General features: G+C 66.3%; 25 protein-coding genes. 14 read left to right on the top strand and 11 right to left on the bottom strand.

Going from position 1 to position 23,548, the window contains the following annotated elements; genetic code table 11:
• Window positions 1-24: 24 nt before the first annotated feature.
• The 3 genes from C7R54_RS01940 to C7R54_RS01930 all read left to right on the top strand — a co-directional run bounded on the left by C7R54_RS01940 (window position 25) and on the right by C7R54_RS01930 (window position 1,866).
• Window positions 25-282 carry a hypothetical protein gene (locus C7R54_RS01940; RefSeq protein WP_129148506.1) on the top strand — a complete coding sequence of 86 codons (258 nt, stop codon included), beginning with the start codon at window positions 25-27 and terminating at the stop codon, window positions 280-282.
• Window positions 264-617: a flagellar hook-basal body complex protein FliE gene (fliE, locus tag C7R54_RS01935; protein ID WP_129148505.1), complete on the top strand. Its 354-nt coding sequence runs from the start codon at window positions 264-266 to the stop codon at window positions 615-617. The genes C7R54_RS01940 and fliE overlap by 19 nt, the downstream gene beginning before the upstream one ends.
• A 79-nt stretch (window positions 618-696) precedes the next feature.
• Window positions 697-1,866, top strand: a complete 1,170-nt coding sequence (locus tag C7R54_RS01930) for a putative bifunctional diguanylate cyclase/phosphodiesterase (protein WP_129148504.1) — start codon at window positions 697-699, stop codon at window positions 1,864-1,866.
• A 31-nt stretch (window positions 1,867-1,897) separates the two neighbouring features.
• Here C7R54_RS01930 and C7R54_RS01925 read toward each other — a convergent pair whose 3' ends face one another.
• The 7 genes from C7R54_RS01925 to C7R54_RS01895 all read right to left on the bottom strand — a co-directional run bounded on the left by C7R54_RS01925 (window position 1,898) and on the right by C7R54_RS01895 (window position 7,409).
• Window positions 1,898-2,803 (bottom strand): flagellar brake protein, encoded by a 906-nt coding sequence (locus C7R54_RS01925; RefSeq protein WP_129148503.1) that lies wholly within the window; start codon window positions 2,801-2,803, stop codon window positions 1,898-1,900.
• 39 nt (window positions 2,804-2,842) lie between these two features.
• Window positions 2,843-3,220 carry an EscU/YscU/HrcU family type III secretion system export apparatus switch protein gene (locus C7R54_RS01920; RefSeq protein ID WP_129148502.1) on the bottom strand — a complete coding sequence of 126 codons (378 nt, stop codon included), beginning with the start codon at window positions 3,218-3,220 and terminating at the stop codon, window positions 2,843-2,845.
• Window positions 3,217-4,638 (bottom strand): flagellar hook-length control protein FliK, encoded by a 1,422-nt coding sequence (gene fliK, locus C7R54_RS01915; protein WP_129148501.1) that lies wholly within the window; start codon window positions 4,636-4,638, stop codon window positions 3,217-3,219. The genes C7R54_RS01920 and fliK overlap by 4 nt, the downstream gene beginning before the upstream one ends.
• Window positions 4,635-4,982 carry a flagellar protein FliT gene (locus tag C7R54_RS01910; RefSeq protein ID WP_129148500.1) on the bottom strand — a complete coding sequence of 116 codons (348 nt, stop codon included), beginning with the start codon at window positions 4,980-4,982 and terminating at the stop codon, window positions 4,635-4,637. Before C7R54_RS01910 ends, fliK begins: the two co-directional genes overlap by 4 nt.
• A gap of 65 nt (window positions 4,983-5,047) precedes the next feature.
• Window positions 5,048-5,461, bottom strand: coding sequence for a flagellar export chaperone FliS (gene fliS, locus C7R54_RS01905; RefSeq protein WP_129148499.1), 414 nt, complete (start codon window positions 5,459-5,461; stop codon window positions 5,048-5,050).
• Window positions 5,462-5,467: 6 nt separating this feature from the next.
• Entirely contained in the window at window positions 5,468-6,883 is a 1,416-nt protein-coding gene (fliD, locus tag C7R54_RS01900) for a flagellar filament capping protein FliD (protein ID WP_129148498.1), read from the bottom strand.
• 133 nt (window positions 6,884-7,016) lie between these two features.
• Window positions 7,017-7,409 (bottom strand): flagellar protein FlaG, encoded by a 393-nt coding sequence (locus C7R54_RS01895; RefSeq protein WP_129148497.1) that lies wholly within the window; start codon window positions 7,407-7,409, stop codon window positions 7,017-7,019.
• 198 nt (window positions 7,410-7,607) lie between these two features.
• Between C7R54_RS01895 and folC the strand changes: the two genes are divergently transcribed.
• The 4 genes from folC to purF all read left to right on the top strand — a co-directional run bounded on the left by folC (window position 7,608) and on the right by purF (window position 12,017).
• Window positions 7,608-8,918 (top strand): bifunctional tetrahydrofolate synthase/dihydrofolate synthase, encoded by a 1,311-nt coding sequence (gene folC / locus C7R54_RS01890; RefSeq protein WP_129148496.1) that lies wholly within the window; start codon window positions 7,608-7,610, stop codon window positions 8,916-8,918.
• 90 nt (window positions 8,919-9,008) lie between these two features.
• Window positions 9,009-9,959: an SPOR domain-containing protein gene (locus C7R54_RS01885; protein ID WP_129148495.1), complete on the top strand. Its 951-nt coding sequence runs from the start codon at window positions 9,009-9,011 to the stop codon at window positions 9,957-9,959.
• Window positions 9,956-10,444 (top strand): CvpA family protein, encoded by a 489-nt coding sequence (locus C7R54_RS01880; protein ID WP_129148494.1) that lies wholly within the window; start codon window positions 9,956-9,958, stop codon window positions 10,442-10,444. The genes C7R54_RS01885 and C7R54_RS01880 overlap by 4 nt, the downstream gene beginning before the upstream one ends.
• Window positions 10,445-10,499: 55 nt before the next feature.
• On the top strand, window positions 10,500-12,017 hold the full coding sequence (gene purF / locus C7R54_RS01875) for an amidophosphoribosyltransferase (protein WP_129148493.1): 1,518 nt from the start codon (window positions 10,500-10,502) through the stop codon (window positions 12,015-12,017).
• Between the two features lie 213 nt (window positions 12,018-12,230).
• On the opposite strand, the gene C7R54_RS01870 is transcribed toward purF, so the two are convergent.
• The 4 genes from C7R54_RS01870 to map form a co-directional block, all read right to left on the bottom strand.
• Window positions 12,231-12,704 (bottom strand): disulfide bond formation protein B, encoded by a 474-nt coding sequence (locus C7R54_RS01870; RefSeq protein ID WP_129148492.1) that lies wholly within the window; start codon window positions 12,702-12,704, stop codon window positions 12,231-12,233.
• A gap of 47 nt (window positions 12,705-12,751) precedes the next feature.
• On the bottom strand, window positions 12,752-13,450 hold the full coding sequence (locus tag C7R54_RS01865; RefSeq protein ID WP_129148491.1) for a MarC family protein: 699 nt from the start codon (window positions 13,448-13,450) through the stop codon (window positions 12,752-12,754).
• Window positions 13,451-13,709: 259 nt separating this feature from the next.
• A complete protein-coding gene (locus C7R54_RS01860; RefSeq protein WP_129148490.1) occupies window positions 13,710-16,316 on the bottom strand; it encodes a [protein-PII] uridylyltransferase in 2,607 nt (868 codons plus the stop codon).
• A 32-nt stretch (window positions 16,317-16,348) separates the two neighbouring features.
• A complete protein-coding gene (map, locus tag C7R54_RS01855) occupies window positions 16,349-17,170 on the bottom strand; it encodes a type I methionyl aminopeptidase (protein ID WP_129148489.1) in 822 nt (273 codons plus the stop codon).
• A 317-nt stretch (window positions 17,171-17,487) separates the two neighbouring features.
• Between map and rpsB the strand changes: the two genes are divergently transcribed.
• The 7 genes from rpsB to C7R54_RS01820 all read left to right on the top strand — a co-directional run bounded on the left by rpsB (window position 17,488) and on the right by C7R54_RS01820 (window position 23,546).
• Window positions 17,488-18,240, top strand: coding sequence for a 30S ribosomal protein S2 (gene rpsB / locus C7R54_RS01850; protein WP_129148488.1), 753 nt, complete (start codon window positions 17,488-17,490; stop codon window positions 18,238-18,240).
• Window positions 18,241-18,377: 137 nt separating this feature from the next.
• Window positions 18,378-19,256: a translation elongation factor Ts gene (gene tsf / locus C7R54_RS01845; protein WP_129148487.1), complete on the top strand. Its 879-nt coding sequence runs from the start codon at window positions 18,378-18,380 to the stop codon at window positions 19,254-19,256.
• A 120-nt stretch (window positions 19,257-19,376) separates the two neighbouring features.
• Window positions 19,377-20,093 carry a UMP kinase gene (gene pyrH / locus C7R54_RS01840; RefSeq protein ID WP_129148486.1) on the top strand — a complete coding sequence of 239 codons (717 nt, stop codon included), beginning with the start codon at window positions 19,377-19,379 and terminating at the stop codon, window positions 20,091-20,093.
• Between the two features lie 16 nt (window positions 20,094-20,109).
• The gene (gene frr / locus C7R54_RS01835; RefSeq protein ID WP_129148485.1) at window positions 20,110-20,670 is read left to right on the top strand and encodes a ribosome recycling factor; all 561 of its coding nucleotides are present in this window, start codon (window positions 20,110-20,112) and stop codon (window positions 20,668-20,670) included.
• 18 nt (window positions 20,671-20,688) lie between these two features.
• Entirely contained in the window at window positions 20,689-21,447 is a 759-nt protein-coding gene (gene uppS / locus C7R54_RS01830) for a polyprenyl diphosphate synthase (protein ID WP_129148484.1), read from the top strand.
• A 42-nt stretch (window positions 21,448-21,489) separates the two neighbouring features.
• Window positions 21,490-22,344, top strand: coding sequence for a phosphatidate cytidylyltransferase (locus C7R54_RS01825; protein WP_129148483.1), 855 nt, complete (start codon window positions 21,490-21,492; stop codon window positions 22,342-22,344).
• A complete protein-coding gene (locus C7R54_RS01820) occupies window positions 22,341-23,546 on the top strand; it encodes a 1-deoxy-D-xylulose-5-phosphate reductoisomerase (protein ID WP_129148482.1) in 1,206 nt (401 codons plus the stop codon). Before C7R54_RS01825 ends, C7R54_RS01820 begins: the two co-directional genes overlap by 4 nt.
• Window positions 23,547-23,548: the final 2 nt, after the last annotated feature.

Below are 23,548 nucleotides of genomic sequence, written 5' to 3'. Positions count from 1 at the left end.
AAGCTGAAGGTGGGCAAGTTACACATGCAACGTGCTTCTGGTCTGGGAGCGTGGATTATGGCCGGGCTGCCGGCAAGACCAAATGCCGAAAAAACCGCATTTTTGGTGCTATTTGTTTTCTATGCGGATGCCCGCGTGCCCCCCGCGGGTCAAGCTGGCGAAATATCGGGATTTTTGCCGTCATTTGTCGGCTATGCGCGACAGCCTGAGGCATTAGTCTTGCGAGCATTCACAAGCGTCCCTGACAATAAGGAAATTTTGCCATGGCAGTATCCGGAATGACTGGCATCGAGACCATGCTGGCGCAGATGCGCGCCGCGGTGCGCGCCGCCGAAGGCGGTGCTTCCGCGGGCGTGGCGAACGCGGCGGCGAATCCGGCCTCCAACCCGGCCGCTGGAAGTTTCGCCACCGAGCTCAAGGCGTCGCTGGAACGTGTCTCGTCGGCGCAGATGTCGGCGAAGGCGCAAGCCAGCGCGTATGAGCTGGGTGCGCCCAATATTTCACTGAATGACGTAATGATCGACCTGCAAAAAGCGAATATCGGTTTCCAGACCGCGGTTCAAGTGCGCAACCGGCTGGTGGCGGCCTACAAGGAAATCTCGTCCATATCGGTGTGATACTTGCCAATTTTGTGCAAGAATCCAGGCGGTGCGGCACGCTTCGGACTAATTCCGTTATCGCCGTCTACGGTGTGCGATGCTTGACACTCTTACATTGCTGGTCGTAGCCGTAATCCAGTTTGAAATTATTGGCGTCACGATGCTGATGACGTGGTTCATTTCCCGGCGCGCCCGGGGAGTGCTCGGCGGCGGTGGCGGCGTGGCGGTAGTGGTGGCCTTGTGCCTGCTGCCGGCCTGGTACCTGTGGGATACCGGGACCGCGACCATTGCTGGTTTTCATTGGATACTGCTTACGCTCATTGTGCTGGTCCCGACCGGCATACTGCTGTTTCTGGCGATCCAGCTGGTGCGCTCGGAAGCCATATTGCGGACGGTGCGCATCACGCGCAGCGGCCAGAGCGTGCTTGGCCTGTCCCAGGTTGCCGATGCCGAGGCGCTGGAAGACGATTTGCGCCAGGCCATGCAGGAAGCCGGCCAGCTTTATGTGCACTACCAGCCTATCTACAGCGCGGAGACACGCAGCGTCGTTGGTTTCGAGGCGCTGCTGCGCTGGAACCACCCGGTGCGCGGACTGGTCGCGCCCATGCAATTCATTCCGCTCGCCGAACAAACCGAACTGATCGTGCCGCTGGGCGCGTGGGTGCTGGAAACGGCCTGCGCCGAAGCCGCGACCTGGCCCGAGCCCTGGTATCTGTCCGTCAACCTGTCGCCGGTCCAGTTGGAGAAAATCCACCTGGTGCGTGAAGTGCGCGGCGCGCTCGACCGCACCGGACTGGCCGCCGAGCGGCTGGAACTGGAAATTACCGAAGGGGTGCTGGTGGCGGCCGAGGGTGGCGAAATTTCCCGCTTGGCGGAATTGCGCCGCGCCGGCGTGCGCATCGCCATCGACGATTTCGGCACCGGTTACTCCAGTTTGGGCTATTTGCGGCAACTGCCGTTCGACACCATCAAGATCGACCGCTCCTTCGTGCGCAACCTGGAAAGCGACTCCAGCGCGCAGGCCATCGTCGGCACCATCGTCGAACTGTCGCGCCGCCTGAATCGCGAAATCGTCGCGGAAGGCGTGGAAACCGAAGGGCAGTTTTCGATTCTCAATGCCTTGCAGTGCCATCGCGTGCAAGGCTGGCTGCTGGGCAAGCCCATGCCGCCGGAAGAAATCGCGTCGACGTATTTTCCGGCGCCCCTCCAGGAGGGGTTGGCCGACCGCACGCTGTCCTGGGCCGAGAATCCCGGCGCGGCGGAATAGGGCGGACGTCGGGCGCGGCCGCTACGCGCGATCAGCTTCCCATCGTCCGCGCCTTTTCGAGGCGCCACACCACTTGCTGCAGCCAGGTTTCCTGGCGGCCGTCCAGGATCAGGAAGGCCGCGCCGACGTGCGTGAGCGGGTCTTCGCCCGTGATGCTCCCCTTGGTGTTTCCCTTGGTGCTCGCCTTGGGGCTGCCCTTGGCGTCGCTGGCCTCCTGGGCGTCGACCTGCGGCGCGACGGACGTGGCCGCCAGCCCGTCGGCCGCCGCGAGCTTCTCGGCGTCCGTCTCGGGCTTCAGCGGCTGGCCCGCCAGCGGGATCAGCGTGCGTATCTCCAGGTCGGTGGTGATGTTGCCAAAATCGCCGAAGTCCAGGTAGACATCCTCCATCTTCGTCCCCGGTGGCGGCAGATCCTCGACGGCGCGGTTGATGCGCAGGCCCACCCCGTCCACGGAAATATCCCGCACCGTGAACACGATAGGCTTGGCGCCCGGCGCCGGCCGCCAATGGCCGCCGCAACGCACGCTATTGCCCGTGATCGAGGCGCGGAACATCTTGCGCCGTTGTATCCGGGACAGGCGTTCCGGGTAGGGCGAGACCAGTGCCGCGCTGCCGTCGTCGAACCGCACCACATCGGGACGCGGCACGCGGAAATGGATCTGCACGCCGCCGTAGCCGTTTGCGTGGAATTGCAGCACGCTGCCTACGCGCAGCCCGTGCACATCGTTCTTTTCGAAATCGGCGCCGGCGTAGTCGCGCGGGCGCCAGAAGAAATGGCGCGTCTGCTTGTCGGTCCCCAGCACCAGGACCGCCATTTCCCGATCGGCGGCATCGCGCACGAGAATCTGGCATTCCGGATGGGTAAGCTCGAACAGCGCGGAACGGATTTCCTCCGGCCGCGTCAGTAGAAAATCGGGATCGGACTCTTTGGGGCTCATGATGCTTATGGGTTTATGCTGCCTGGGGGGAGCGGCGCATCAACGCGACGTTTGTTCGTTACGCGGCAAGCCGGGCGTCGCGGGCGCGCGAGGCGTCATGGCCGCGAGCAAGGCTTCCTTGGCGGCTTCAGCGCCGCCGGACTCGACCCGGTAAAGCCAGGCCAATAATTCCGCCACCGCGACGTAGAGCTCGGGCGGGATTTGCGCGTCCAGGTTCACCTGCATCAGCAGGCCCACCAGCTCGGGCGATTGATGGACGTACAGGCCGTGTTCCTGGGCCGTGCGGATGATGGTGTCGGCCAGCGTGCCATAGCCCTTCGCCACGACGCGCGGCGCGGCTTCCGCCTCATTGTAGGAGAGGGCGACGGCGACCTGGCGATCGTCGCCGGCATCCTGCTGCTTGCTGGCGACGTTCAAAGCAATTCCTCCAGGGCCGGCGCATGCGCGGCCACCGTCAGGTCGGACAGCGTCAGGCCGGCGGCCTGCATGCGTTGCCGCAACGCGGCGCCGGCCTGGGCGATTTCGCCATCGCTGTCCGGCGCGACGATATTCATCACCAGCTGCTTGCCGGCCAGGTTCATGCGAACCTCCACCGTGCCCAGGCGCGGCAGGTTCAGCACCAGGCGCGTGGCCCAGCTTTGTCCGGCCTCGACCGGGTTGGCGCCCGGCATCGCATCGTCCTGCTCGCGGCGGATTTCCCACCACATGGGGGCGCCCTGCCAGGCCGTGCCTTCCCAGGCCAGGGTCTGGTTGGCGAAGACTTCGAGCTGCTGGCGCACCAGCAACGCGGCGTCCGGGTGGATGCCCGGCGGCGTCGTCGGCGGCGTGCCCGGCTGCGAGCCGGACCAGGTGATCGCCGTGCCGTGCGTGGGCTGGCCGTCGGCCTGCAAGGTCATGGGCGAGGCCGTGGTCGGCAGGCCGAAGCGCAGGTTGTCCGCCAGCAGCGAGCGGTTCTCGCCGGCCGGGTTGATGCGCGGCATGGCGTCGGGATTCAGGCGGGCCTGCGGCTCGCGCGCCAGGTCGGCGGGGTCGCGTTGGCCGTAGGCCATGTCGGCCAGGTGCGATTCGTAGAACAACCCGCTTTGTTGCAGGGCTTGCCTGAGCGCCTGCGCCAGCTGCGCGGGCTGCGGCCCGGCGCTGGGCAGGTTGGGCGCCTGGCTCGCCATCGTCGCCAGGGCGGCATCGGCCAGGCGGGCCCGGCTGGGCGCGGCGGTTTGCGCGCGCTCGGTCCCGTCAGCCACGTCGGCCCCTTCAGCCCCGTCGGCGGCCTGGGCCGCCATGCCGGCGCGCGCGGCCGCGGCCTCGTCCTGCGCATCGGCGGCGCCGGCCTGGCCCATCAAGGCGGCGGCCGCCCCACGCGCGCCCGCGGCGGCGGCGGGCGTGCCGGCCGCCGCCGCCTGGCCGCGAGTGGCCACGTCACCGTCGGGTTGTTCGTCGGCGGGGGCATCCGGGGCGGTTTCGCCCTCGGCCCAGAGCGGGGTCTTGCCGGCCAGCGCCGGCGCGGTATCGGGGTACTGCGCCAGCAGCGTGAGTATCGTGCGCGCGGTCTGCCCGAGGATGGTGGGAGCAGAGCCGGTAATGTCCGCGCTGAGAAAGCGTGCGCGGGTGGCGGCATTCAGCGCCGCCCGGTCGACGATTTCCTGGATGGCCTTGCTTTGCGGGCCTTGCTGGGAAACCGCGCCGTCTCCCTCCGCGCCGATATCGACGGCGGTGCCCGGCGGGTTGACGGCATCCTGGCGGGTGGTGTCCTTGCCCTGCTGCGCCAGCTGGGTGCCAAGGACTGCGTCCAGCCGCTGCACCAGCAGCGAACTGAGCGCGGTGGGACCGATGCTCATACGGCACGCGCCCTGGGTACGCCGTAAGCGCGCAGGGCGCCTTGCTGACGCTTCATGCGCCCCAGCAGTTCGCTCATGCGCGCGAGCTCGGGCATGGCCAGGTCGCGGGTGTGCGCGTCGTTTTCGAGGATCTGGACCAGCATGTCGTGCTTTTGGCGGCGCTCGTCGTTGTCCAGCGGTTCGTCGGCGCCGATGTGGCGCAGGCGTTCTACGGCCTCGCAATACGATTGTCCATGGGTCAGGACGCTGTTCCAGTCTTCCGTTCGCGCCGCGTTGAGCATCGAGGCCGTCACGGAAACGATTTCCCGATAAAGCTCCAGTATCTGCGGGGAATGAGAAGTCATAAGAGACCTTGTGCCGGGTAGGGCGGTGTAAATCTTACTAGTGATGAATAAACAAACTTATGGGATCAAGCCGGTCGATCGACCGCGGTCTGCCAGGCTTCCTGGAGGTCGGCCAAGAGGCGGTCGGCCGTCTCCAGCGCGGCAGCGTCGCTCTTGATATTGGCGTTGACCAATTGGCGCAGGATGTAGTCGTAGAGGGAGTCCAGATTGGCGGCCAGCTTGTCCTCCTCGGGGTTCGCCAAGGCTTGCTTGAGTCCTTCGTCGACCAGGCGCATGGCGTGATTGATGGCCTTGGCGCGTTCGGCAATATTGCCTTCTTCCAGGTGGTGCCGGGCCTGGCCGATGGCAACCCGCGCGCCGCTGTACAACAAGGAGATGAGCCGTTCGGGCGAGGCGCTGAGAACCTGGGTTTCCAGGCCCACGTCCTTGTAGGAACGGACCGAATAGGTGGCGTCGGGGCGGCGGGATGCGTAGGCCATGATGGATCAGGAATTCGATTTGGTCAGCGCCGCGAACTGCTGGGTCAGGTAGCTGCTGGTGCTGTTCATTTGTGCGACGAACGCGTCCAGGGCCACGAACTTCGCGCGTATCGTGGAGATGTCGGCGTCGATGCGGTCCTTGGTGCGATCGTAGTTGTCCTGCAGCGAATCGTACGTAGTCTGCAGTCCGTCGGTGCGGGTGGAGATGACGCCGCCGGTCTGCAGGATCGACGTGGTCGCGGTGTTGAACGAGGTGCCCAGTCCGCTGCTGCCGAACAGCAGTGCCTTCACGTCGTCCGGGTTGTTGACCAGCGCTTCTGTCATGGCGTTGACGTCCAGCTTCAGCGTGCCGTTCTTCGCGTCGGTGTCCGTGGTGATGCCCAGGTCGGCCAGCGAGGCGATGTCGCCGCCGCTGTTGGTCACGCGCAGGGCTTGCGCCAGCATGGTCTGGATGCTGCGGATGGTGCCGTCGCCGGTCAGCACCGAGCCGGTCTCGGACGAGGTGTCGAAGGCGGTGGCGGTGGCGATCTGCGACGCCACGGTGTTGTAGGCCGTGACGAAGTTCTGGATGGCGGTGGCCTGGGCCGTGGTGTCGGTGGTGATGCGCAGCGTGCCGGCCGTGTCCATGGTGTCGGTCAGCGTCAGCGTGATGCCGTCGATGGCCGTATCCACGGTGTTCGAGGCGCTGGTCACGGTGATGCCGTTGATCTCCACCACGGCGTCGGTGGCCGCATCCCCTACGCGGGACACATTGGAGCTGGTGACGCCGCTGCCATAGTTCAGCGCCGACGCCAGGGTGGTGTTGCCGCTCACGGACAGTCCCGTCACGGCGCCCTTGGTGCCCGTCGCGCTGGACGTCAGCATCAGGTAGCTGTTGCCGCTGCCGTCGCTGATGATGGACGCCTTGATGCCCAGCTTGCTGTTGCCGTTGATCGCGCCGGCGATGCCGTTGAGCGACGTGTCCGAGCTCAGGTCCACCGAGGCCGTGGTGCCGTCGGCCAGCGTGACCGTCAGCGTGCCGCCCGTGCCGTTGGCGGTCGTACGGCTGCTGAAGGCGCCGGTTTTCAAGGTCTCGGCCGTGGCCAGCGAGTCGACCTTGATGCTGTAGGTGCCCGTCGTGGCGCTGGCCTTGGCGGTGGCGGTGAAGCCGTCGCCGGTCACCGTGGCCTTGGCGGCGTTATACGTGTCGGCGCTGGCCAGGGCCTGCGCGGCCGTCTGCAGCGCGGCGATCGAGCTCTTGATGGTCCCATAGGCGGTGATCTTGCTCTGGATCTCGCTCTGCTGGGTCTGGATATTTGTAAGGGCGACTTCCTCGTTGTCCTGCAGCTTGTCCAGGATGTCCTGCAACTCCAGATTCGATCCGGATCCCAGCGAGGTGATGGCGGGGAGGGCGCTGCTGGAGGTGGAGCTGGTGGTAGTCATGCGAGGATTCCTTCTTTGGATGCATATTCTGGCAAATTCCCGGGCAAGCTTATGCGCCGGGAAAACGGCATAACTGGGTCCTGTTTGGGGCTTTCATGCGCTTTCGCGCGCACTCCCGCGCAGGTGCGGACCCTCAGGCGGAGGTCTTGATTGCGCCGCCCTGGAACTCGGTAATCATCTTCGCGATCTGCAGGACCGTTTCGCTGGGGATGGTCTTGATGGTGTCCCCGGTTTTTGTGTCCTTGATGGAGATCACCACGCGCTGCGTGTCCTGGTCGACCGAAAAGGACATCTGCGTGGACCAGGCCTGCATCCGCTCGTTGAGCTTCTCCAGGGCCTGGTCCAGGGGGAGCTTGCTGGCGCCCTGGCCGGACGTGGATGTATCCGTGTTGCCGTCCTTCTGGGCAGCGCCGGTGGGGAGCACCGACACGGTGGCGTCGACGGGAAGGGCAGGCGTAGGGGCCTGGGCGGGCATTACGGTGGCTTGCACGGGCAGGGCCGCGGTACCAATAGGGCTGACAGCCATAAAGACTCCACTTACACACTGCGTCGTCGACGCGTTGATCTGGTTTTCCGTTCCTCATAACGGCATCCTGAATGGGAACTTTAGGGGGAAGGACCGCTACGGGATTTTTGGTCATCCTAGGGTTTTCCCCGTTTTTCCCTGTCCCGGGCTGTTAAAATCCGCCTGCCCCGAATCTGCCCCGCCTATTGTTTCGCCCTCATGTCAACGATCACGAAACCGGATGCCTCCAGCTCCTTGCCCGAGTGGCTGGCCTATATCGAAGCGCTGCATCCCAAGACCATAGAGCTGGGCCTGGAGCGCTCGCGTCGGGTCGCGGAGCGCCTGGACCTGTCCCTGGATTGCGTGAAGATCGTCGTGGGCGGCACCAACGGCAAGGGGTCGACCTGCGCCATGCTCGAGGCCATCCTGCTGGCCGCCGGCTACCGGGTCGGCCTGTACACCTCGCCGCACCTGATCGATTTCAACGAGCGCGCCCGCGTCAACGGCGAAATCGCCAGCGATGCGGCCCTGGTGGAGCAGTTCGCGGCCGTCGAGGCCGCGCGCGGCGATGTCTCGCTGAGCTATTTCGAATTCACCACGCTGGCCGTCCTGCGCCTGTTCGCCGGCGCGCGGCTCGACGCCGTGGTGCTGGAGGTGGGGCTGGGCGGCCGCCTGGACACCGTCAATATCGTCGACGCCGATTGCGCCATCATTACCAGCGTGGACCTGGACCATACCGACTGGCTGGGCGACACGCGGGAGAAGATCGGCTACGAGAAGGCCCACATCTATCGCGCGGGCCGGCCCGCCATCTGCGCCGACCCGGTGCCGCCGCAGACGCTGCTGGACCATGCCGAAGCCATCGGCGCCGACCTGTGGCTGTTCGGCCGCGACTACAACTACTCCGGCGATCGCCAGCAATGGAGCTACGGCGGACGGGGCCAGCGCCGCTCCGCCTTGGCCTATCCCGCCCTGCGCGGCGCCAACCAACTGCTGAACGCGTCCGCCGCGCTGGCCGCCCTGGAAGCCCTGCGGGATCGCCTGCCGGTGCCGCAGCAGGCCGTGCGCCAGGGCCTGCTGCAGGCGTCCCTGCCGGGACGGTTCCAGATCCTGCCGGGCCAGCCCACCGTCATCCTGGACGTCGGCCACAATCCGCACGCCGCGGCGGTGCTGGCGCAGAACCTGGACAACATGGGCTTCCACCCCTATACCTACGCGGTGTTCGGCATGTTGAACGACAAGGACGTCGCCGGCGTGGTGGCCAAGCTCGCCGGCCGCTTCGACCACTGGTATTGCGCGGGCCTGCCGGGGCCTCGCGGCGGCAGCGGCGAAGGCCTGGCCGAGCAGGTGCGCAAGGCGCTGCCGGCTCCCGCCACGGGCGATGACGCCGCTGGCATCTCGGCGTGCGCCGACCCCGTCGAGGCCTACGCCCAGGCACGCGCCCGGGCAGGCGAGGGTGATAGAATCGTGGTATTTGGATCGTTCCTTACCGTGGCTGCCGTGCTCCAGTCGCTGGGCCGGAAATCCTAGTCCGGCAAAGCCTTGAATTACGCATTGCCGCCTCGAAATACAGCTCAGTTCCGCACGCCGTGCGCGCCGACTGCAAGGAATTAGCTCTTCATGGGTTTGTTTACACGGAAAGACCCCGCCCCCGACGCTTCCGCGGGCAAGCCACGTCCCTCCGTATCCAGCGAAGCGCAGGCCGCCCAATTGCGCGCGCGCGCGCGCCGACGGCTGGCAGGCGCCATCGCGCTGGTGCTTGCGGCGGTCATCATCCTGCCGATGGTGCTCGATTCCCAGCCGGCCCGTGTCAGCGACGACATCCCCATCCGTATTCCGGACCGTGGCGGTTCTTACCAGCCGCAGGTCTCCGAACCGCAGGCAGCCCAGCCGCAGCAGGCCGACGCCGGCCAGGGTGGCGCCGGGGCGCCGGGTAACGGCGCGGCGGGGAATGCCGGGGTTAGCGGTGGGGCTGGCGGCGGAGCCAATGGCGGCGCTGCGGGCAACGGCACTACGGGTAACGGAGCTACGGGTAACGGCGCGCAGATTGCCGCTGCGCCGCCCGTGAGCGAACCGGCGCCGCTGCCGCCGCCGCGCCAGCCGGCGCCGCGCCCGGAGCCGGCGCGCCCGGAAAGCAGGCCCGAGCCGCGGACCGAATCCAGGCCTGAAAGCCGACCTGAAGCCAGGCCCGAATCCAAGCCCGACTCCAAGCCGGAAAGCCGGCCCGCCCCCAAGCCGGCGGACGTGCAGCGTACCGACGACGGCGCCCGCGCCATGGCCCTGCTGGAAGGCCGCGCCGCGCCGCAGGCGCCCGCCCGCCCGGCGGCCGACGCCAAGGGCAATTTCGTGCTGCAGGTGGCCGCCTACACGTCGCAGGTCGACGCCCAGGCGCGCCGCGACAAATTGCATGCGGCCGGCGTGACCAATGCTTTCCTGCAGGAAGCGTCGGTCGGTGGCAAGCAGCAGTACCGCTTGCGCGTGGGACCTTTCCCGTCGCGCGAGGCTGCCCAGGCTGCCCAGGCCAGATTGCGTACGCTGGGTTATGACAACGGCTTTATCGCTGCACAGTGACCGGCTTCGACTTCGTCGTGATGGCGATCCTGGGCGTTTCGGCGCTGCTGGGGTTGGTGCGCGGATTGCTGAAGGAGGTGCTGTCGCTCCTGGCGTACGGCCTGGCCTTCGTGGCGGCGGTATGGTGGGGTCCCACGGTCTACGGCTGGCTGGCCAGCATGATCGAGACCACCATGCTGAGGATGGGCGTGGCCTATGCGGCGGTCTTCATCATCGTGCTGTTGCTGGTCGGACTGGTCAACATGACGCTCGCCGCGCTGATACGCACCACCGGGCTGACGCCGGCGGACCATGGGCTGGGCGCGCTGTTCGGCCTGCTGCGGGGCTTGCTGATCGTGCTGGTGCTGGTGGCTGTCGCCGGTTATACGCCGCTGCCGCAGGAACCGTGGTGGCGCGACGCAATGTTTTCTCATGCGGCCACAGAAGCCGTCATACATACCAAGGGCTGGCTGCCGCCGTCGCTGGCGTCATTACTGCCTTATTGAATGCGTCCGAGGCAAGGCATCGCCTTGACGCAATTCGGATCAACAGGAAATTGCCATGTGTGGAATCGTAGGTGTCATGGGGCGCGGCCCTGTCAACCAGTTGCTCTATGACAGCTTGCTGCTGTTGCAGCATCGAGGTCAGGATGCGGCGGGGATCGCCACCGCACAGGGCAACCAGTTCAATATGTACAAGGCGCATGGCCTGGTGCGGGACGTTTTCCGTACCCGCAACATGCGTTCGCTGCCGGGCACCAGCGGCGTCGGCCAGGTCCGCTATCCCACCGCGGGGTCGAGCGATTCCGAGGAAGAAGCCCAGCCGTTCTACGTCAATGCGCCGTTCGGCATCATGATGACGCACAACGGCAACCTGACCAATTGGCGCGAGCTGCGCGAGTCGCTGTTCCGCGTCGATCGCCGCCATATCAATACCAATTCCGATTCGGAAGTGCTGTTGAATGTGCTGGCGCACGAGCTGCAATCCGCCGCCAATGGCGTGTCGCTGGACGATGACGCCATTTTCCGCGCCATCGGCGCGGTGCATCGCCGCGTCAAGGGCGCCTATGCGGTGATCGCCCAGATCGCCGGCTACGGCCTGCTGGGCTTCCGCGATCCCAATGGCATCCGCCCGTTGTGCCTGGGCCGCATGGAAAGCGACGAAGGCGTGGAATGGATGCTGGCGTCGGAGTCGGTGGCGCTGGAAGGCAGCGGCTTTACCTTCGTGCGCGATATCGCGCCGGGCGAGGCCATTTTCATCGACCTGGACGGCCGTGCCGTCAGCCGCCAGTGCGCCGACAATGCCCAGCTGGTGCCCTGCATTTTCGAATACGTGTATTTCGCCCGTCCCGATTCGTTGATGGATGGCGTGTCGGTCTATGACGCGCGCCTGCGCATGGGCGAGTACCTGGCCGACAATGTCGCGCGCAGCCTGCGCCTGGGCGACATCGACGTGGTCATGCCCATTCCCGATTCCTCGCGTCCGGCGGCCATGCAGCTGGCGGCCCGCCTGAACCTGGACTATCGCGAGGGCCTGATCAAGAACCGTTACGTCGGCCGCACGTTCATCATGCCGGGCCAGGCGGTGCGCAAGAAATCCGTGCGCCAGAAGCTCAATGCCATAGGCATGGAGTTCAAGGGCAAGAATGTGCTGCTGGTGGATGACTCCATCGTGCGCGGCACCACCAGCCGCGAAATCGTCGACATGGCGCGCGCGGCGGGCGCGAACAAGGTGTTTTTCGCTTCGGCGGCGCCTCCGGTGCGTTTTCCGAACGTGTACGGCATCGACATGCCGACGCAGAAGGAACTCATCGCCACCGGCCGCACCGACGAGGAAATCGCCCGCACCATCGGCGCCGATGCGCTGGTCTACCAGGACCTGAACGATATGCAGCAGGCGGTGCGCGACCTGAATCCGGCGATGGAGCGTTTCGAGGCGTCCTGCTTCGACGGACAGTACGTCACCGGCGACATCACGCCCGAATACCTGGAGCGCCTGCAGCAAAGCCGCAGCCAGGGCGGCGAAGAGCAGCACGGCGGCTTGCAGTTCAACATGGGCTACGCCGCCAACGACGCCTGAGAGGCCCACCCCGTACCCGCTGCGCGGGCCCCCTCAAAGGGGCGGCGTTGGCGGACCGGCAAAGCCGGATCCGCAACGCCCTGGATAGGCATCGAGGCTTGCCACGGTCTTTTTTTGTCTTGGGCCGCGCCAAGACAAGCCCCTTTTGGGGGCAGCAAGCGGAGCCAGCCGCGCGGAGGGGCATTTTTCGACGGGGGTTTTCCGGCGGCCGCGTCAGGCCCGCTTGAGCAGCGCCGCCAGCGACAGCAGGGCCAGCAACGCGAACAGCGCAAGGCTCCACAAGGCGTATTCCACGCCCAGGACCTTGACCACGGCGTCGGCGCAGGTGGCGTAGGCGCCGAAGACCTGGGGCAGCAGGGTGTCCAGGCCCAGGCCGGCGACGAAACGGTCGGCGAAGGTCTGGGCGCAGGACAGCAGCTTGGACGCCACCGTGTACTGGTAATAGGCGGCCCAGATGCCGCAGGCGGACAGGGCCAGCCCCAGCAGGGCGCCAAGGCGACGCATCACGCCGCCGCCCAGGGCCGTCAGCAGGCACACGACGCCCAGCGCCAGGTAGATCAGGCGTTGCAGCACGCAATAGGCGCAGGGCTGCATGTCGAACATGTATTGCGAGATCAGGGCGGCCCCGACGGCGGCGAAGGACAGCAGGGCGATCAGGATCAATAGACGTCGATTGGAGGCGAACATGGGGTTCCTACGTTGGTGGCGCCTGATGGGCAATGCCATGAGAGGGGTTAATGGTCCCGAAGTTCCAGCAGAACGCCGAGCAGCAGCTCATGGACGCCGTCCCAGACGATCTGCACGCCCAGGCATAGCATGATGAAAGCGGACAGGCGCATGAACACGGTGGTGCCGTTTTCGCCCAGCCGATGCAGGAATTGCGCGGCAAAGCGCAGGCAGATGTACAGGATGAACGATACCAGCAAGACGCCGGGCACCGAGCCCGCCAGCCGGACCAGGCTGGCCAGGTGCTGCTGGTCGCGCAGCTGGGCGCCGACCGTGATGGCCGCGGCGATCGAGCCCGGCCCGCAGCTGATGGGGAAGGTCAGGGGATAGAAGGCGCGCTGCCTGGCCATCTCCGGCGTGAAAGACTCGACGATGCGCGCGGCCTGTTCGCTGTTGGTGCTGCCGGTTGCATTGACCAGCCGCCAGGCGCTGGCGATCACCAGCATGCCGCCGCCTACCCGCACGATGGCCAGCGACAGGCCGAAAAAGGAAAGCAGCACGTTGCCCGCCACCATGGCCACGGTCAGCATCAGGCCGACGTTGATGGCCACGCGCTTGGCGAGCGCCAGGCGCGTGGTACTCGACGCGCCTTCGGTCAGTTGCCAGAAGATGGGGGCGATGGATGGCGGATTGAGGAAGGGAAGCAGGGTCGCCAGAGCGAACAGGAAGCTTTGGCCGAAAAGCAGCACATATTCGTTCGTCAGCATGGCTGGCTGGCTCCCTTCTTGGAAAACCCGGATTGTATGCGCGCCGCGGGGTGTATGGATGTGCAGGGGCGTAGGCTGTCGCGCGCTATTTTGCGTCCATTTGTCGCCACTGGGGTCGCCACTGAGGTTGCCACTGAGGTCGCCACTGAGGTCGCCACTGCGGCGGGGCGGCGCCTTGGCCCCGGACGGCGCCGCGCGGGACCGGTTGGTCCGTCGCAACCGGCCCCGGGCTCAGGTCGCCACGATCAGGTCGCCACGATCAGGCCGCCGCCTTCTGCGCCTTCTCCCCCGACAGCGCTTCCAGCATGTCGCGTTCGAACTGCATCTGCGTGCGCGGCCGCTCCAGCGCCGGTCCTTCGAGGATGAACACGTCCTCCACCCGGTCGCCCAGGGTCATCACCTTGGCCATCTGCAGGTTGACGGCATGGTGCGCGAACACGCGCGCCAGGGCATGCAGCAGGCCGGGGCGGTCGGTCGCGGTCACCTGCAGGCGCCAGGACTTGCTGCGCTCGTCGGGTTGCAGCTCGACCTGCGGCGGCACGGGGAACAGGCGCGACATGCGCGACTGCCGAGAACGGCCGTAGATCGCGCCTTGCGGCGCCGGAACCGGCGCGCCCGTGCTGGCCTCGTGCAGGCGTTGCTTCAATTCGTGCTCTACCAGGGTGGCCTGGGCGCGCAGGTCCTGCTGGCCGTCGGGCAGCAGCACGATGAAGCTGTCCAGGGCGTAGCCGTGCCGGGTGGTGTGGATGCGGGCGTCCTGGATGCTCAGCGACTTGGCGTCGAAGAAGCCGCAGATCATCATGAACAGCTCCGGCATGTCCCGGGTATAGACCATGACCTGCAAGCCTTCGCCGTGTTCGGTGGGGCGTGCCTTGACCACCGCTTCGCCAGGCGCGGGGCGGTGATAGAGATGGCGCGTATGCCAGGCGATGTCGGACGCGTCGTGGCGCAGGAAGTAGGCCACGTCCAGCTGTTTCCAGAACGCTTCGCGGGCGTCGTCGCGCAGCCCGGCCAGGCGCGTCAGGCGGGCGGCTTCGGACTTGCGGTCGTTGAGCACCGTATGGGCATCGGCCTGGCCACCGCCCAGCGCCCGCAGGGTCAGGCGATAGAGATCCTCCAGCAGCTTGCCTTTCCACGCATTCCAGACCTTGGGGCTGGTGCCCCGGATGTCGGCCACGGTCAGCAGGTACAGCGCCGTCAGGTGGCGCTCGTCCTTGACCGCGGCGGCGAATCCCTGGATCACGTCCGGGTCGGACAGGTCGCGCTTCTGCGCCACCGTCGACATCAGCAGGTGCTGCCGCACCAGGAATTCGACCAGCTCGGCGTCGGCCGGCGCCAGGCCGTGATCCTGGGCGAAGCGGCGGACTTCGCGCGCGCCCAGTTCGGAATGATCGCCGCCTCGACCCTTGGCGATGTCGTGGAACAGGGCGGCGACATAAAGCAGCCAGTGGTTGTCCAGCTCGGAAATCAGCTGGCTGGCAAGCGGGTACTCCTGCGCGTGCTCCGGCATGGTGAAGCGGCGCAGGTTGCGGATGACCTGCAAGGTGTGCTGGTCCACGGTATAGACGTGAAACAGGTCATGCTGCATCTGGCCGACGATGCGCCGGAACACGGGCAGGTAGCGCGGCAGGATGTTCAACATGGTCATGCGCCGCAACTCGTGCACGATGCCCGCGGGTTGCTGGAGGATCTGCAGGAACAGCTTGCGATTGACCGGATTGCGGCGGAACTGGGCGTCGATGCGGTCGCGTGCATGCCAGATGGCGCGCAGCGTGCGCGCCGACATGCCCTTGAGTTCCTGGTGCTGCTGCATGGTCAGGAAGGCGCGCAGCAACAGCGTGGGATTGCGTTCGAAGGCATCGTCGCGAATGATGTCGAGACGGTCGTGCAGGCTGCGGAAATCCTCGTCGATGGCGTGCGCGTCCTCGGCCGGGCGCGGGAACAGCCGCTCTTCGATGTTCTGCACCAGGATGCTGTTGAGCTGCGTCACCAGGCGCGCGGCCCAGTAATAGCGCTGCATCATCAATTCGCTGGCGCGCCGTGTCGCGGTGGCCTTGATGCCATAGACCTCGGCCAGGGCCGGCTGCAGGTCGAACAACACGCGGTCCTCGCGACGCTTGGCCAGCAGGTGCAGTTCGATGCGCAGGCGCTTGAACGCCTGCTCGGCCTTGCGCAGGTCGCGCGCTTCGGACGCCGTGAGCAGGCCCGCGCTTGCGACCTCGCGCCAGCTTTCGCCGAAGCCCGCCGCGCGGGCCATCCACAGGATCACCTGCAGGTCGCGCAGGCCGCCGGGCGATTCCTTGCAGTTCGGCTCCAGCGCATAGGGCGTGTCCTGGTAGCGCGCATGGCGCTGCTGCATTTCCATGCGCTTGGCGCGGAAGAAGGCCGCGGGGTCCAGGCGCACATGCATGGCCGCCTCGAACTGCTTCATCAGCGTGCGGCTGCCGGCCAACCAGCGCGATTCCAGCAGCGCGGTCTCGACAGTGATGTCGGCTTGCGCCTCGCGCTCGCAGTCCTCGATGGTCCGCACGCTATGGCCCGGTTCCATGCCCAGGTCCCACAACGCCGCCACCAGCTGGCCGATGGCGCTTTCGTCGCTCGCGGAAGGGGCGTGCGGCAGCAGGATGAGCAGGTCGACGTCGGAGTAGGGATAGAGCTCGCCACGCCCGTAGCCGCCCACCGCCGCCAGGGTGGCGCCGGCGGGCAGGGGGCATTGCTTGACCAGCTCCCGCAGCGTGTGGTCGGTGACGCGGCGCAGCTCTTGCAGCAGCGTATCCGGGCGTTCGTGCTCGCGGAAGGACGCGATGGCCGCCTGGCGGCTGTCGCGCAGGCGCTCGCGTAGCGCGGGGAGGTCCGTGGCGGTCATGGCGTGCGAGGCGGCGAGTTACGGGACAGGAATCAGGCGGCCGGCAGGGCCACCGGTTCGGCGATGAAGGCGGGCGGCGCCGGCATTTCCGGCGACACGGTCAGCACCTCGTAGCCGGTCTCGGTCACCAGCACGGTGTGTTCCCACTGGGCCGACAGGCTATGGTCGCGCGTCACCACGGTCCAGCCGTCGGACAACTGGCGGATTTCGCGGCGGCCAGCGTTGATCATGGGCTCGATGGTGAAGATCATGCCGGGCACCAGCTTCACCCCGGTGCCGGGCTTGCCGTAGTGCAGCACCTGAGGATCCTCGTGGAAGCGCCGGCCGACGCCGTGGCCGCAGAATTCGCGCACCACCGAATAGCCCTTGCCCTCCGCATATTTCTGGATGGCGTGGCCGATGTCGCCCAGGGTGGCGCCGCCACGCACCTGCTGGATGCCCAGCCACATGCAGTCGTAGGTGGTCTCCGTAAGGCGGCGCGCCAGCACCGAGGGCTCGCCCACGTAGTACATGCGGCTGGTGTCGCCGAACCATCCGTCCTTGATGATGGTGACGTCGATATTGACAATGTCCCCGTTTTTCAGGACCTTGTCGCCGGGGATGCCGTGGCAGACCTGGTGGTTGACCGAGGTACAGATGGCGCCGGGGAAGGGCGGGTAGCCCGGTGGGGCGTAGCCCACGGTGGCCGATTTGGCCTGCAGCGTGTTGTTGACGTAGTCGAGCGCCAGGCGGTCCAGTTCGCCCGTGGTGACGCCCGGTTTCACAAACGGGGTCAGATAATCGAGTACGCGTGCCGCGCCCTGGCAGGCCAGGCGCATTTTGTCCAAATCGGCGGGGTCGGTGACTATGCCCATGTATCAGCTTGAGTTCGGTCTGCGAAAAATAGTAGAATTATAGGCTTACCCGAAAAAGCAAGGGTAAGAGTGCAAGGAAGGTATGCAAGGAAGTGAGTAGTAGCGGAAGTGAGTAGTAGCAAGCAGTGAAGCAGTAGAAGTCGAGCAGTAGAAGTTGAGCAGTAAAAGCAGGCAGTAGAGTACTTCATCCGTACTTTATCCAAATCGCGTGCTGCCGCCACCCAGGGTGTCGACTAGGCGAGGCCAGTCCAGGTTTTTACCTGGAACCCGCGGTCGATACAGGCGCAGCGCAAGACCCAACCCTCGGAGCGAACATTATGTCCCTCATGCGTGAAATGCTGGAAGCCGGTGTCCACTTTGGTCACCAGACCCGTTACTGGAACCCGAAGATGTCGCAGTACATCTTTGGTCAGCGTAACAAGATTCACATCATCAACCTCGAACAGACGGTCGCCAAGTACCAGGAAGCCACCAAGTTCGTGAAGCAGCTGGCTGCCCGCGGCGGCAACATCCTGTTCGTCGGCACCAAGCGCGCCGCCCGTGAAATCGTGGCGGGCGAAGCCGCCCGTGCCGGCATGCCCTACGTCGACGCCCGCTGGCTCGGCGGCATGCTGACCAACTTCAAGACGGTCAAGACCTCGATCAAGCGCCTGAAGGACATGGAAGCGGTCGTGGCCGACGGCGGCGCCGAGCGTATGATCAAGAAGGAAGGCCTGCTGTTCCAGCGCGAACTGGACAAGCTGAACAAGTCGATCGGCGGTATCAAGGACATGAACGGCCTGCCCGACGCCCTGTTCGTCATCGACGTCGGCTACCACAAGATCGCCATCGCCGAAGCCCGCACGCTGGGTATCCCGGTCGTGGCCGTGGTTGATACCAACCACTCGCCCGACGGCATCGACTACGTCATCCCCGGCAACGACGACTCCGCCAAGGCGATCGCGCTGTACGCCAAGGGCATCGCCGACGCCGTGCTGGAAGGCCGCGAGCAGAACCTGAACGGCCTGGTCGAAGGCGCTGGCGAAGAAGGTCAGGAAGAATTCGTGGAAGTGCAGGACGGCCAGGCGTAAATCGCCCCGTTGTCCAAGACGGTCCGGCGGTCGTACGCCGCCGCCGTGATGCCGGGCGCGAGCCCGGCCACGCTTCCCGCAGCAACCCCACATGCCCCGGCCCGCCGGGGCGTGTTTTAGAAAGAATGGAGCAAAGCATGGCTGAAATTACCGCTTCGATGGTCAAGGAACTGCGCGAGAAGACCGACGCGCCCATGATGGAATGCAAGAAGGCGCTGACCGAAGCCGAGGGCGACCTGGCCCGGGCCGAGGAAATCCTGCGCGTCAAGCTGGGCAACAAGGCTAGCAAGGCCGCTACGCGCGTCACCGCCGAAGGCCTGATCGGCCTGTTCATTTCGGCCGACGCCAAGCAGGGCGCCGTCATTGAAGTCAACTGCGAAACCGACTTCGTGGGCAAGAACGCCGACTTCGTCGACTTCGTCAACAAGCTGGCCGAACTGGTCGCCGCCAAGAACCCGGCCGACGTGGCCGCGCTGTCCGACCTGCCGTTCGGCGAAGGCACGGTCGAGTCCACGCGCTCCGCCCTGGTCGGCAAGATCGGCGAAAACATCTCGGTGCGCCGCTTCAAGCGCATCGAAACCACCGACAAGCTGGCCAGCTACGTGCACGGCGGCCGCATCGGCGTGCTGGTCGAGTTCAGCGGCGCCGACAGCGTGGGCAAGGACCTGGCCATGCACATCGCCGCCACCAAGCCCAAGGCCCTGAACGCCGAAGGCGTGCCGGCGGCGGACATCGCCACCGAGCGCTCGGTGGCCGAGCAGAAGGCTGCCGAGTCGGGCAAGCCGGCCGACATCGTCGCCAAGATGGTCGAAGGTTCGGTGCAGAAGTTCCTGAAGGAAGTCACGCTGCTGTCGCAGCCCTTCGTCAAGAACGATAAGCAATCCGTCGAGCAGATGCTCAAGGCCGAGAACGCCAAGATCGCGCAATTCGCCCTGTTCATCGTCGGCGAAGGCATCGAGAAGAAGGTTACCGACTTCGCGGCCGAAGTGGCTGCGGCGGCGGCGGGCACGGCCTGATAGGCACCCTGTCCGGCTTTTCGCGTATCTTTACCAGCAGGCCGGCACTAGGCAAAGTCTAGGCCGGCCTGTTTCTTGTCTTACACTTTCGTCGGATCGAACCTCAAAGGGATACCGCCTATGGCAAGCAGATCGTATAAACGGGTTCTTCTCAAGCTGTCCGGCGAGGCTCTGATGGGCGATGACGCCTTCGGCATCAATCGCGCGACCATCGCGCGCATGACGGAGGAAATCGCCGAGATCGTCGCCCTGGGCGTCGAGCTCGCCATCGTCATCGGAGGCGGCAATATCTTTCGCGGCGTGGCGCCGGGCGCCCAGGGCATGGACCGGGCCACCGCCGACTATATGGGCATGATGGCCACCATCATGAACGCCCTGGCCCTGCAGGACGCGCTCAAGCACCGCAGCGTGGATACGCGCGTGCAATCGGCGCTGAACATCGAGCAGGTCGTCGAACCCTACATCCGCCCGAAGGCGCTGCGCTACCTCGAAGAGGGCAAGGTCGTCATTTTCGCGGCGGGCACCGGCAATCCCTTCTTCACCACCGATACGGCCGCCGCGCTGCGCGGCGCGGAGATCGGCGCGGAGATCGTGCTCAAGGCCACCAAGGTGGACGGCATCTACAGCGCGGACCCCAACAAGGATCCGGAGGCCACGCGCTATGCCCGCATCAGCTTCGACGAGGCCATCGTGCGCCGCCTGGAAGTCATGGACGCCACGGCGTTCGCCCTGTGCCGCGACCAGAAGCTGCCCATCAAGGTCTTTTCCATCAACAAATCGGGGGCCTTGAAGCGCGCCGTCAGCGGCGAAGACGAAGGCACGCTGGTACACGTTTGAAATACAAGGAGTCGCCATGAGCGTCGCAGACATCAAAAAATCGGCCGAATCCCGTATGAGCAAGTCCATCGAGACGCTCAAGGTGAATCTGTCGAAAATCCGTACCGGGCGCGCCCACACCGGCATCCTGGACCATGTGCAGGTGGAGTATTACGGTTCGCCCGTGCCGGTGGGCCAGGTGGCCAACGTCAACCTGGTGGACGCGCGCACCCTCAACGTGCAGCCGTACGAAAAGCAGATGGCGGGTCCGATCGAGAAGGCCATACGCGAGTCCGACCTGGGCCTGAACCCGGTGTCCATGGGCGAAAGCATCCGCGTGCCCATGCCGGCGCTGACCGAGGAGCGTCGCCGCGACCTGACCAAGGTGGTGCGCAACGAAGGCGAGGACGCCAAGATCGCCGTGCGCAACCTGCGCCGCGAGGCCAACGACGCCTTGAAGAAGCTCGTCAAGGACAAGTCGATCTCGGAAGACGACGAACGTCGCGCCCAGGACGACGTGCAGAAGCTGACGGACCGTTGCGTGGCCGATATCGACAAGATGGTCACCCAGAAAGAAGCGGAGATCATGACCGTCTGACGACGGCGTGACATAGTCATGGGCTTGATCAGTTCCACCCAGGCAGTTCCCGAGACCTCGGCGGTTCCCCAGCACGTTGCCATCATCATGGATGGCAACGGCCGCTGGGCCACGCGCCGGCACCTGCCGCGCACGGCCGGCCACGCCAAGGGCGTGCAGGCGGTGCGCCGCGTCGTCGAGGGCTGCGGGCGCCTGGGAGTGCGCTACCTGACGCTGTTCGCGTTCAGTTCCGAGAACTGGCGCCGGCCGGCCGAGGAGGTCTCCCTGCTGATGCGCCTGTTCGTGCAGGCCCTGGAGCGGGAAGTCGACAAGCTCGACGGGCAGGGCGTGCGCCTGCGCGTGGTGGGCGACCTGACGCCTTTCGAGCCGCGCCTGCGCGACCTGATCGAACAGGCGCAGGCGCGCACCGCGCACAACGACCGGCTGCACCTGTCCATCTGCGCCAATTACGGCGGCCGCTGGGACGTCCTGCAGGCGACCCGCCGGATGCTGGCGGAAAACCCCCAGTTGGCGCAGCATCCCGACGGCATAGACGAGGCCACGCTGTCGCGCTACCTGTCCATGGCGTGGGCGCCCGAGCCCGACCTGTTCATACGCACCGGCGGAGAACAGCGCATTTCCAATTACCTGATCTGGCAATTGGCCTATACCGAGCTTTATTTCACCGACCGCTATTGGCCGGATTTCGGCGCGGCCGAACTCGAGGCGGCGTTCGAGTGGTACCGCACGCGCGAGCGCCGCTTCGGCCGCACCAGCGCGCAATTGGGCAAACGCTGACGCATCTGTCCGCGGTTCGCGCTCACCAGGAGACTTTCCCGCATGCTAGGCCAGCGTATCGCTACCGCCATTGTCTTGTTGATCGTGTTGGGCCTGGCCATGAGCGTCGCCACGCCATGGCCGTTCCTGGTCTTGTTGGCCATTGCGACCGGCTGCGCCGGCTGGGAATGGCTGCGGCTGACGCTGCCGGGTTCCCGCGGAGCCGTGCCTGGCGGCTTGCTGCTGGGCTTGGTGTCGCTGGCACTGGCCGCGCTCTGGCTGCGGGCGCCCGCGACGCAGGCCAGCCTGCAGGCCCTGTCCATCGTATTTCGTGGGGTGGTCCCGTTGGCGGCGCTGCTCTGGATCCTCGTCGCCATTCCGGCCGTGGTGCGGGGGCGCGCCGACGCGCCGCCGGCCAGCCTGGGCCTTAGCCTGTTCGCCTTGCCGGCGCTGCTCGCGGCCTGGGCGGTCCTGGCCATGTTGTTCGTGCAGCGTGGGCCGTGGTTCGTGCTTTCGCTGCTGGCGGTGGTCTGGGTGGCCGATATCGCCGCCTATTTCGCCGGCCGGGCCTTCGGTCGCCGCAAGCTGGCGCCGCGTGTCAGCCCCGGCAAGACCGTGGAAGGCGCGCTGGCCGGCGTGCTGGCCGTGGTGATCTGGGTCGCGGTGAGCAGTCTCTGGGCGCCGACCTTCGGCGCGGCCCTGGTGGCGCGCTGGGGGTGGGCAGGCGCCTTGCCGCTGGCCGCCGCCCTGGCGGCGCTGTCCATCATCGGCGACCTGTTCGAGTCCCTGCTCAAGCGGCGGGCGGGCCGCAAGGATTCAAGCGCCTTGCTGCCGGGTCACGGCGGGGTCTACGATCGCATCGATGCCGTCCTGCCGGTGGCGCCCTTGGCGTTCATTCTTATCGGAGTCGGGTTTTGAGGGCATTCCAACGCATCGCGGTACTGGGTTCGACGGGCTCCATTGGAGAGAGCACGCTCGACGTCATCGCACGCCATCCCGACCGCTTGGGCGTTTATGCGCTGTCGGCGTTCAGCCGCATGGAGAAGCTGGCGGAGCAGGCCGCCGCGACGGGCGCCGCCGTGGTCGCGGTGCCGGACGATGCGGCCGCGGGCCGTTTCCGCCAGGCCTGGCGCGGCGCCGGTGCCATGCCTGCCATCCGTGTGGGCGTCCAGGCGCTGGCGGACACCGCCGCGGCCCCGGAGTGCGATACCGTGGTGGCCGCCATCGTCGGCGCGGCCGGCCTGCCGTCGTCCCTGGCGGCCGCGCGGGCCGGCAAGCGCATCCTGCTGGCCAACAAGGAGGCCCTGGTGGCCGCCGGGTCGCTGTTCATGGCGGCGGTGCGCGACAACGGCGCCGAATTGCTGCCTATCGACAGCGAACACAATGCCATTTTCCAGTGCCTGCCGCATGGTGGCCGCGCCAGCGCGCCGACCGAGCCCGCGGTCGGCGTGCGTCGCCTGCTCATCACTGCATCGGGCGGCCCCTTCCGGGGGCGCGATCCCGAGACGCTGCACACGGTCACGCCCGACGAGGCCTGCGCGCACCCGAACTGGAGCATGGGCCGCAAGATTTCCGTCGATTCCGCGACCATGGTCAACAAGGGGCTGGAGGTCATCGAGGCGCACTGGCTGTTCGCGATGCCGGCCGATCGCATCGAGGTGGTGATCCATCCGCAGAGCGTGGTGCACTCCATGGTCGAATACCACGACGGCTCGGTACTGGCGCAATTGGGCCAGCCGGACATGCGCACGCCCATCGCCTACGGGCTGGGCTTTCCGGACCGGCTGCGGAGCGGCGTGGGCATGCTGGACCTGGTGCGCTGGGGGCGGCTCGACTTCGAGGCGCCGGACCTGCGCCGCTTCCCCTGCCTGGGGTTGTGCTTCGACGCCTTGCGCGCGGGGCAGGGGGCCTGTATCGCGCTGAACGCGGCCAACGAGGTCGCCGTGGCCGCTTTCCTGGCGGGCGGCCTGGGCTACACGCGCATCGCGCCGGCCATCGTCGAGGCCCTGGAGTGGCAGGCGGGACAGCCATCTGTTACGCTGGGCGGCCTGGAAGATGTCCTTGGCCTGGACGCGCGGACGCGCGCCCGCGTGGCTGCGTGGATAGACCGGGTATCGTGACC

Source organism: Achromobacter aloeverae (genome assembly GCF_004121055.1).
In the GTDB taxonomy this organism is placed as follows: domain Bacteria; phylum Pseudomonadota; class Gammaproteobacteria; order Burkholderiales; family Burkholderiaceae_B; genus Bordetella_C; species Bordetella_C aloeverae.
The sequence above is the reverse complement of the archived record's forward strand: the minus strand, read 5'-3'. Positions and strand labels throughout refer to the sequence as shown.

What these genes read in the sequence shown, in the direction of transcription:
- C7R54_RS01940 (WP_129148506.1), top strand. Translation starts at nt 25, where the DNA reads ATGCAACGTGCTTCTGGTCTGGGAGCGTGGATTATGGCCGGGCTGCCG.
- fliE (WP_129148505.1), top strand. Translation starts at nt 264, where the DNA reads ATGGCAGTATCCGGAATGACTGGCATCGAGACCATGCTGGCGCAGATG.
- C7R54_RS01930 (WP_129148504.1), top strand. Translation starts at nt 697, where the DNA reads ATGCTTGACACTCTTACATTGCTGGTCGTAGCCGTAATCCAGTTTGAA.
- C7R54_RS01925 (WP_129148503.1), bottom strand. Translation starts at nt 2,803, where the DNA reads ATGAGCCCCAAAGAGTCCGATCCCGATTTTCTACTGACGCGGCCGGAG.
- fliK (WP_129148501.1), bottom strand. Translation starts at nt 4,638, where the DNA reads ATGAGCATCGGTCCCACCGCGCTCAGTTCGCTGCTGGTGCAGCGGCTG.
- C7R54_RS01910 (WP_129148500.1), bottom strand. Translation starts at nt 4,982, where the DNA reads ATGACTTCTCATTCCCCGCAGATACTGGAGCTTTATCGGGAAATCGTT.
- fliS (WP_129148499.1), bottom strand. Translation starts at nt 5,461, where the DNA reads ATGGCCTACGCATCCCGCCGCCCCGACGCCACCTATTCGGTCCGTTCC.
- fliD (WP_129148498.1), bottom strand. Translation starts at nt 6,883, where the DNA reads ATGACTACCACCAGCTCCACCTCCAGCAGCGCCCTCCCCGCCATCACC.
- C7R54_RS01895 (WP_129148497.1), bottom strand. Translation starts at nt 7,409, where the DNA reads ATGGCTGTCAGCCCTATTGGTACCGCGGCCCTGCCCGTGCAAGCCACC.
- folC (WP_129148496.1), top strand. Translation starts at nt 7,608, where the DNA reads ATGTCAACGATCACGAAACCGGATGCCTCCAGCTCCTTGCCCGAGTGG.
- C7R54_RS01885 (WP_129148495.1), top strand. Translation starts at nt 9,009, where the DNA reads ATGGGTTTGTTTACACGGAAAGACCCCGCCCCCGACGCTTCCGCGGGC.
- purF (WP_129148493.1), top strand. Translation starts at nt 10,500, where the DNA reads ATGTGTGGAATCGTAGGTGTCATGGGGCGCGGCCCTGTCAACCAGTTG.
- C7R54_RS01870 (WP_129148492.1), bottom strand. Translation starts at nt 12,704, where the DNA reads ATGTTCGCCTCCAATCGACGTCTATTGATCCTGATCGCCCTGCTGTCC.
- C7R54_RS01865 (WP_129148491.1), bottom strand. Translation starts at nt 13,450, where the DNA reads ATGCTGACGAACGAATATGTGCTGCTTTTCGGCCAAAGCTTCCTGTTC.
- C7R54_RS01860 (WP_129148490.1), bottom strand. Translation starts at nt 16,316, where the DNA reads ATGACCGCCACGGACCTCCCCGCGCTACGCGAGCGCCTGCGCGACAGC.
- map (WP_129148489.1), bottom strand. Translation starts at nt 17,170, where the DNA reads ATGGGCATAGTCACCGACCCCGCCGATTTGGACAAAATGCGCCTGGCC.
- rpsB (WP_129148488.1), top strand. Translation starts at nt 17,488, where the DNA reads ATGTCCCTCATGCGTGAAATGCTGGAAGCCGGTGTCCACTTTGGTCAC.
- tsf (WP_129148487.1), top strand. Translation starts at nt 18,378, where the DNA reads ATGGCTGAAATTACCGCTTCGATGGTCAAGGAACTGCGCGAGAAGACC.
- pyrH (WP_129148486.1), top strand. Translation starts at nt 19,377, where the DNA reads ATGGCAAGCAGATCGTATAAACGGGTTCTTCTCAAGCTGTCCGGCGAG.
- frr (WP_129148485.1), top strand. Translation starts at nt 20,110, where the DNA reads ATGAGCGTCGCAGACATCAAAAAATCGGCCGAATCCCGTATGAGCAAG.
- uppS (WP_129148484.1), top strand. Translation starts at nt 20,689, where the DNA reads ATGGGCTTGATCAGTTCCACCCAGGCAGTTCCCGAGACCTCGGCGGTT.
- C7R54_RS01825 (WP_129148483.1), top strand. Translation starts at nt 21,490, where the DNA reads ATGCTAGGCCAGCGTATCGCTACCGCCATTGTCTTGTTGATCGTGTTG.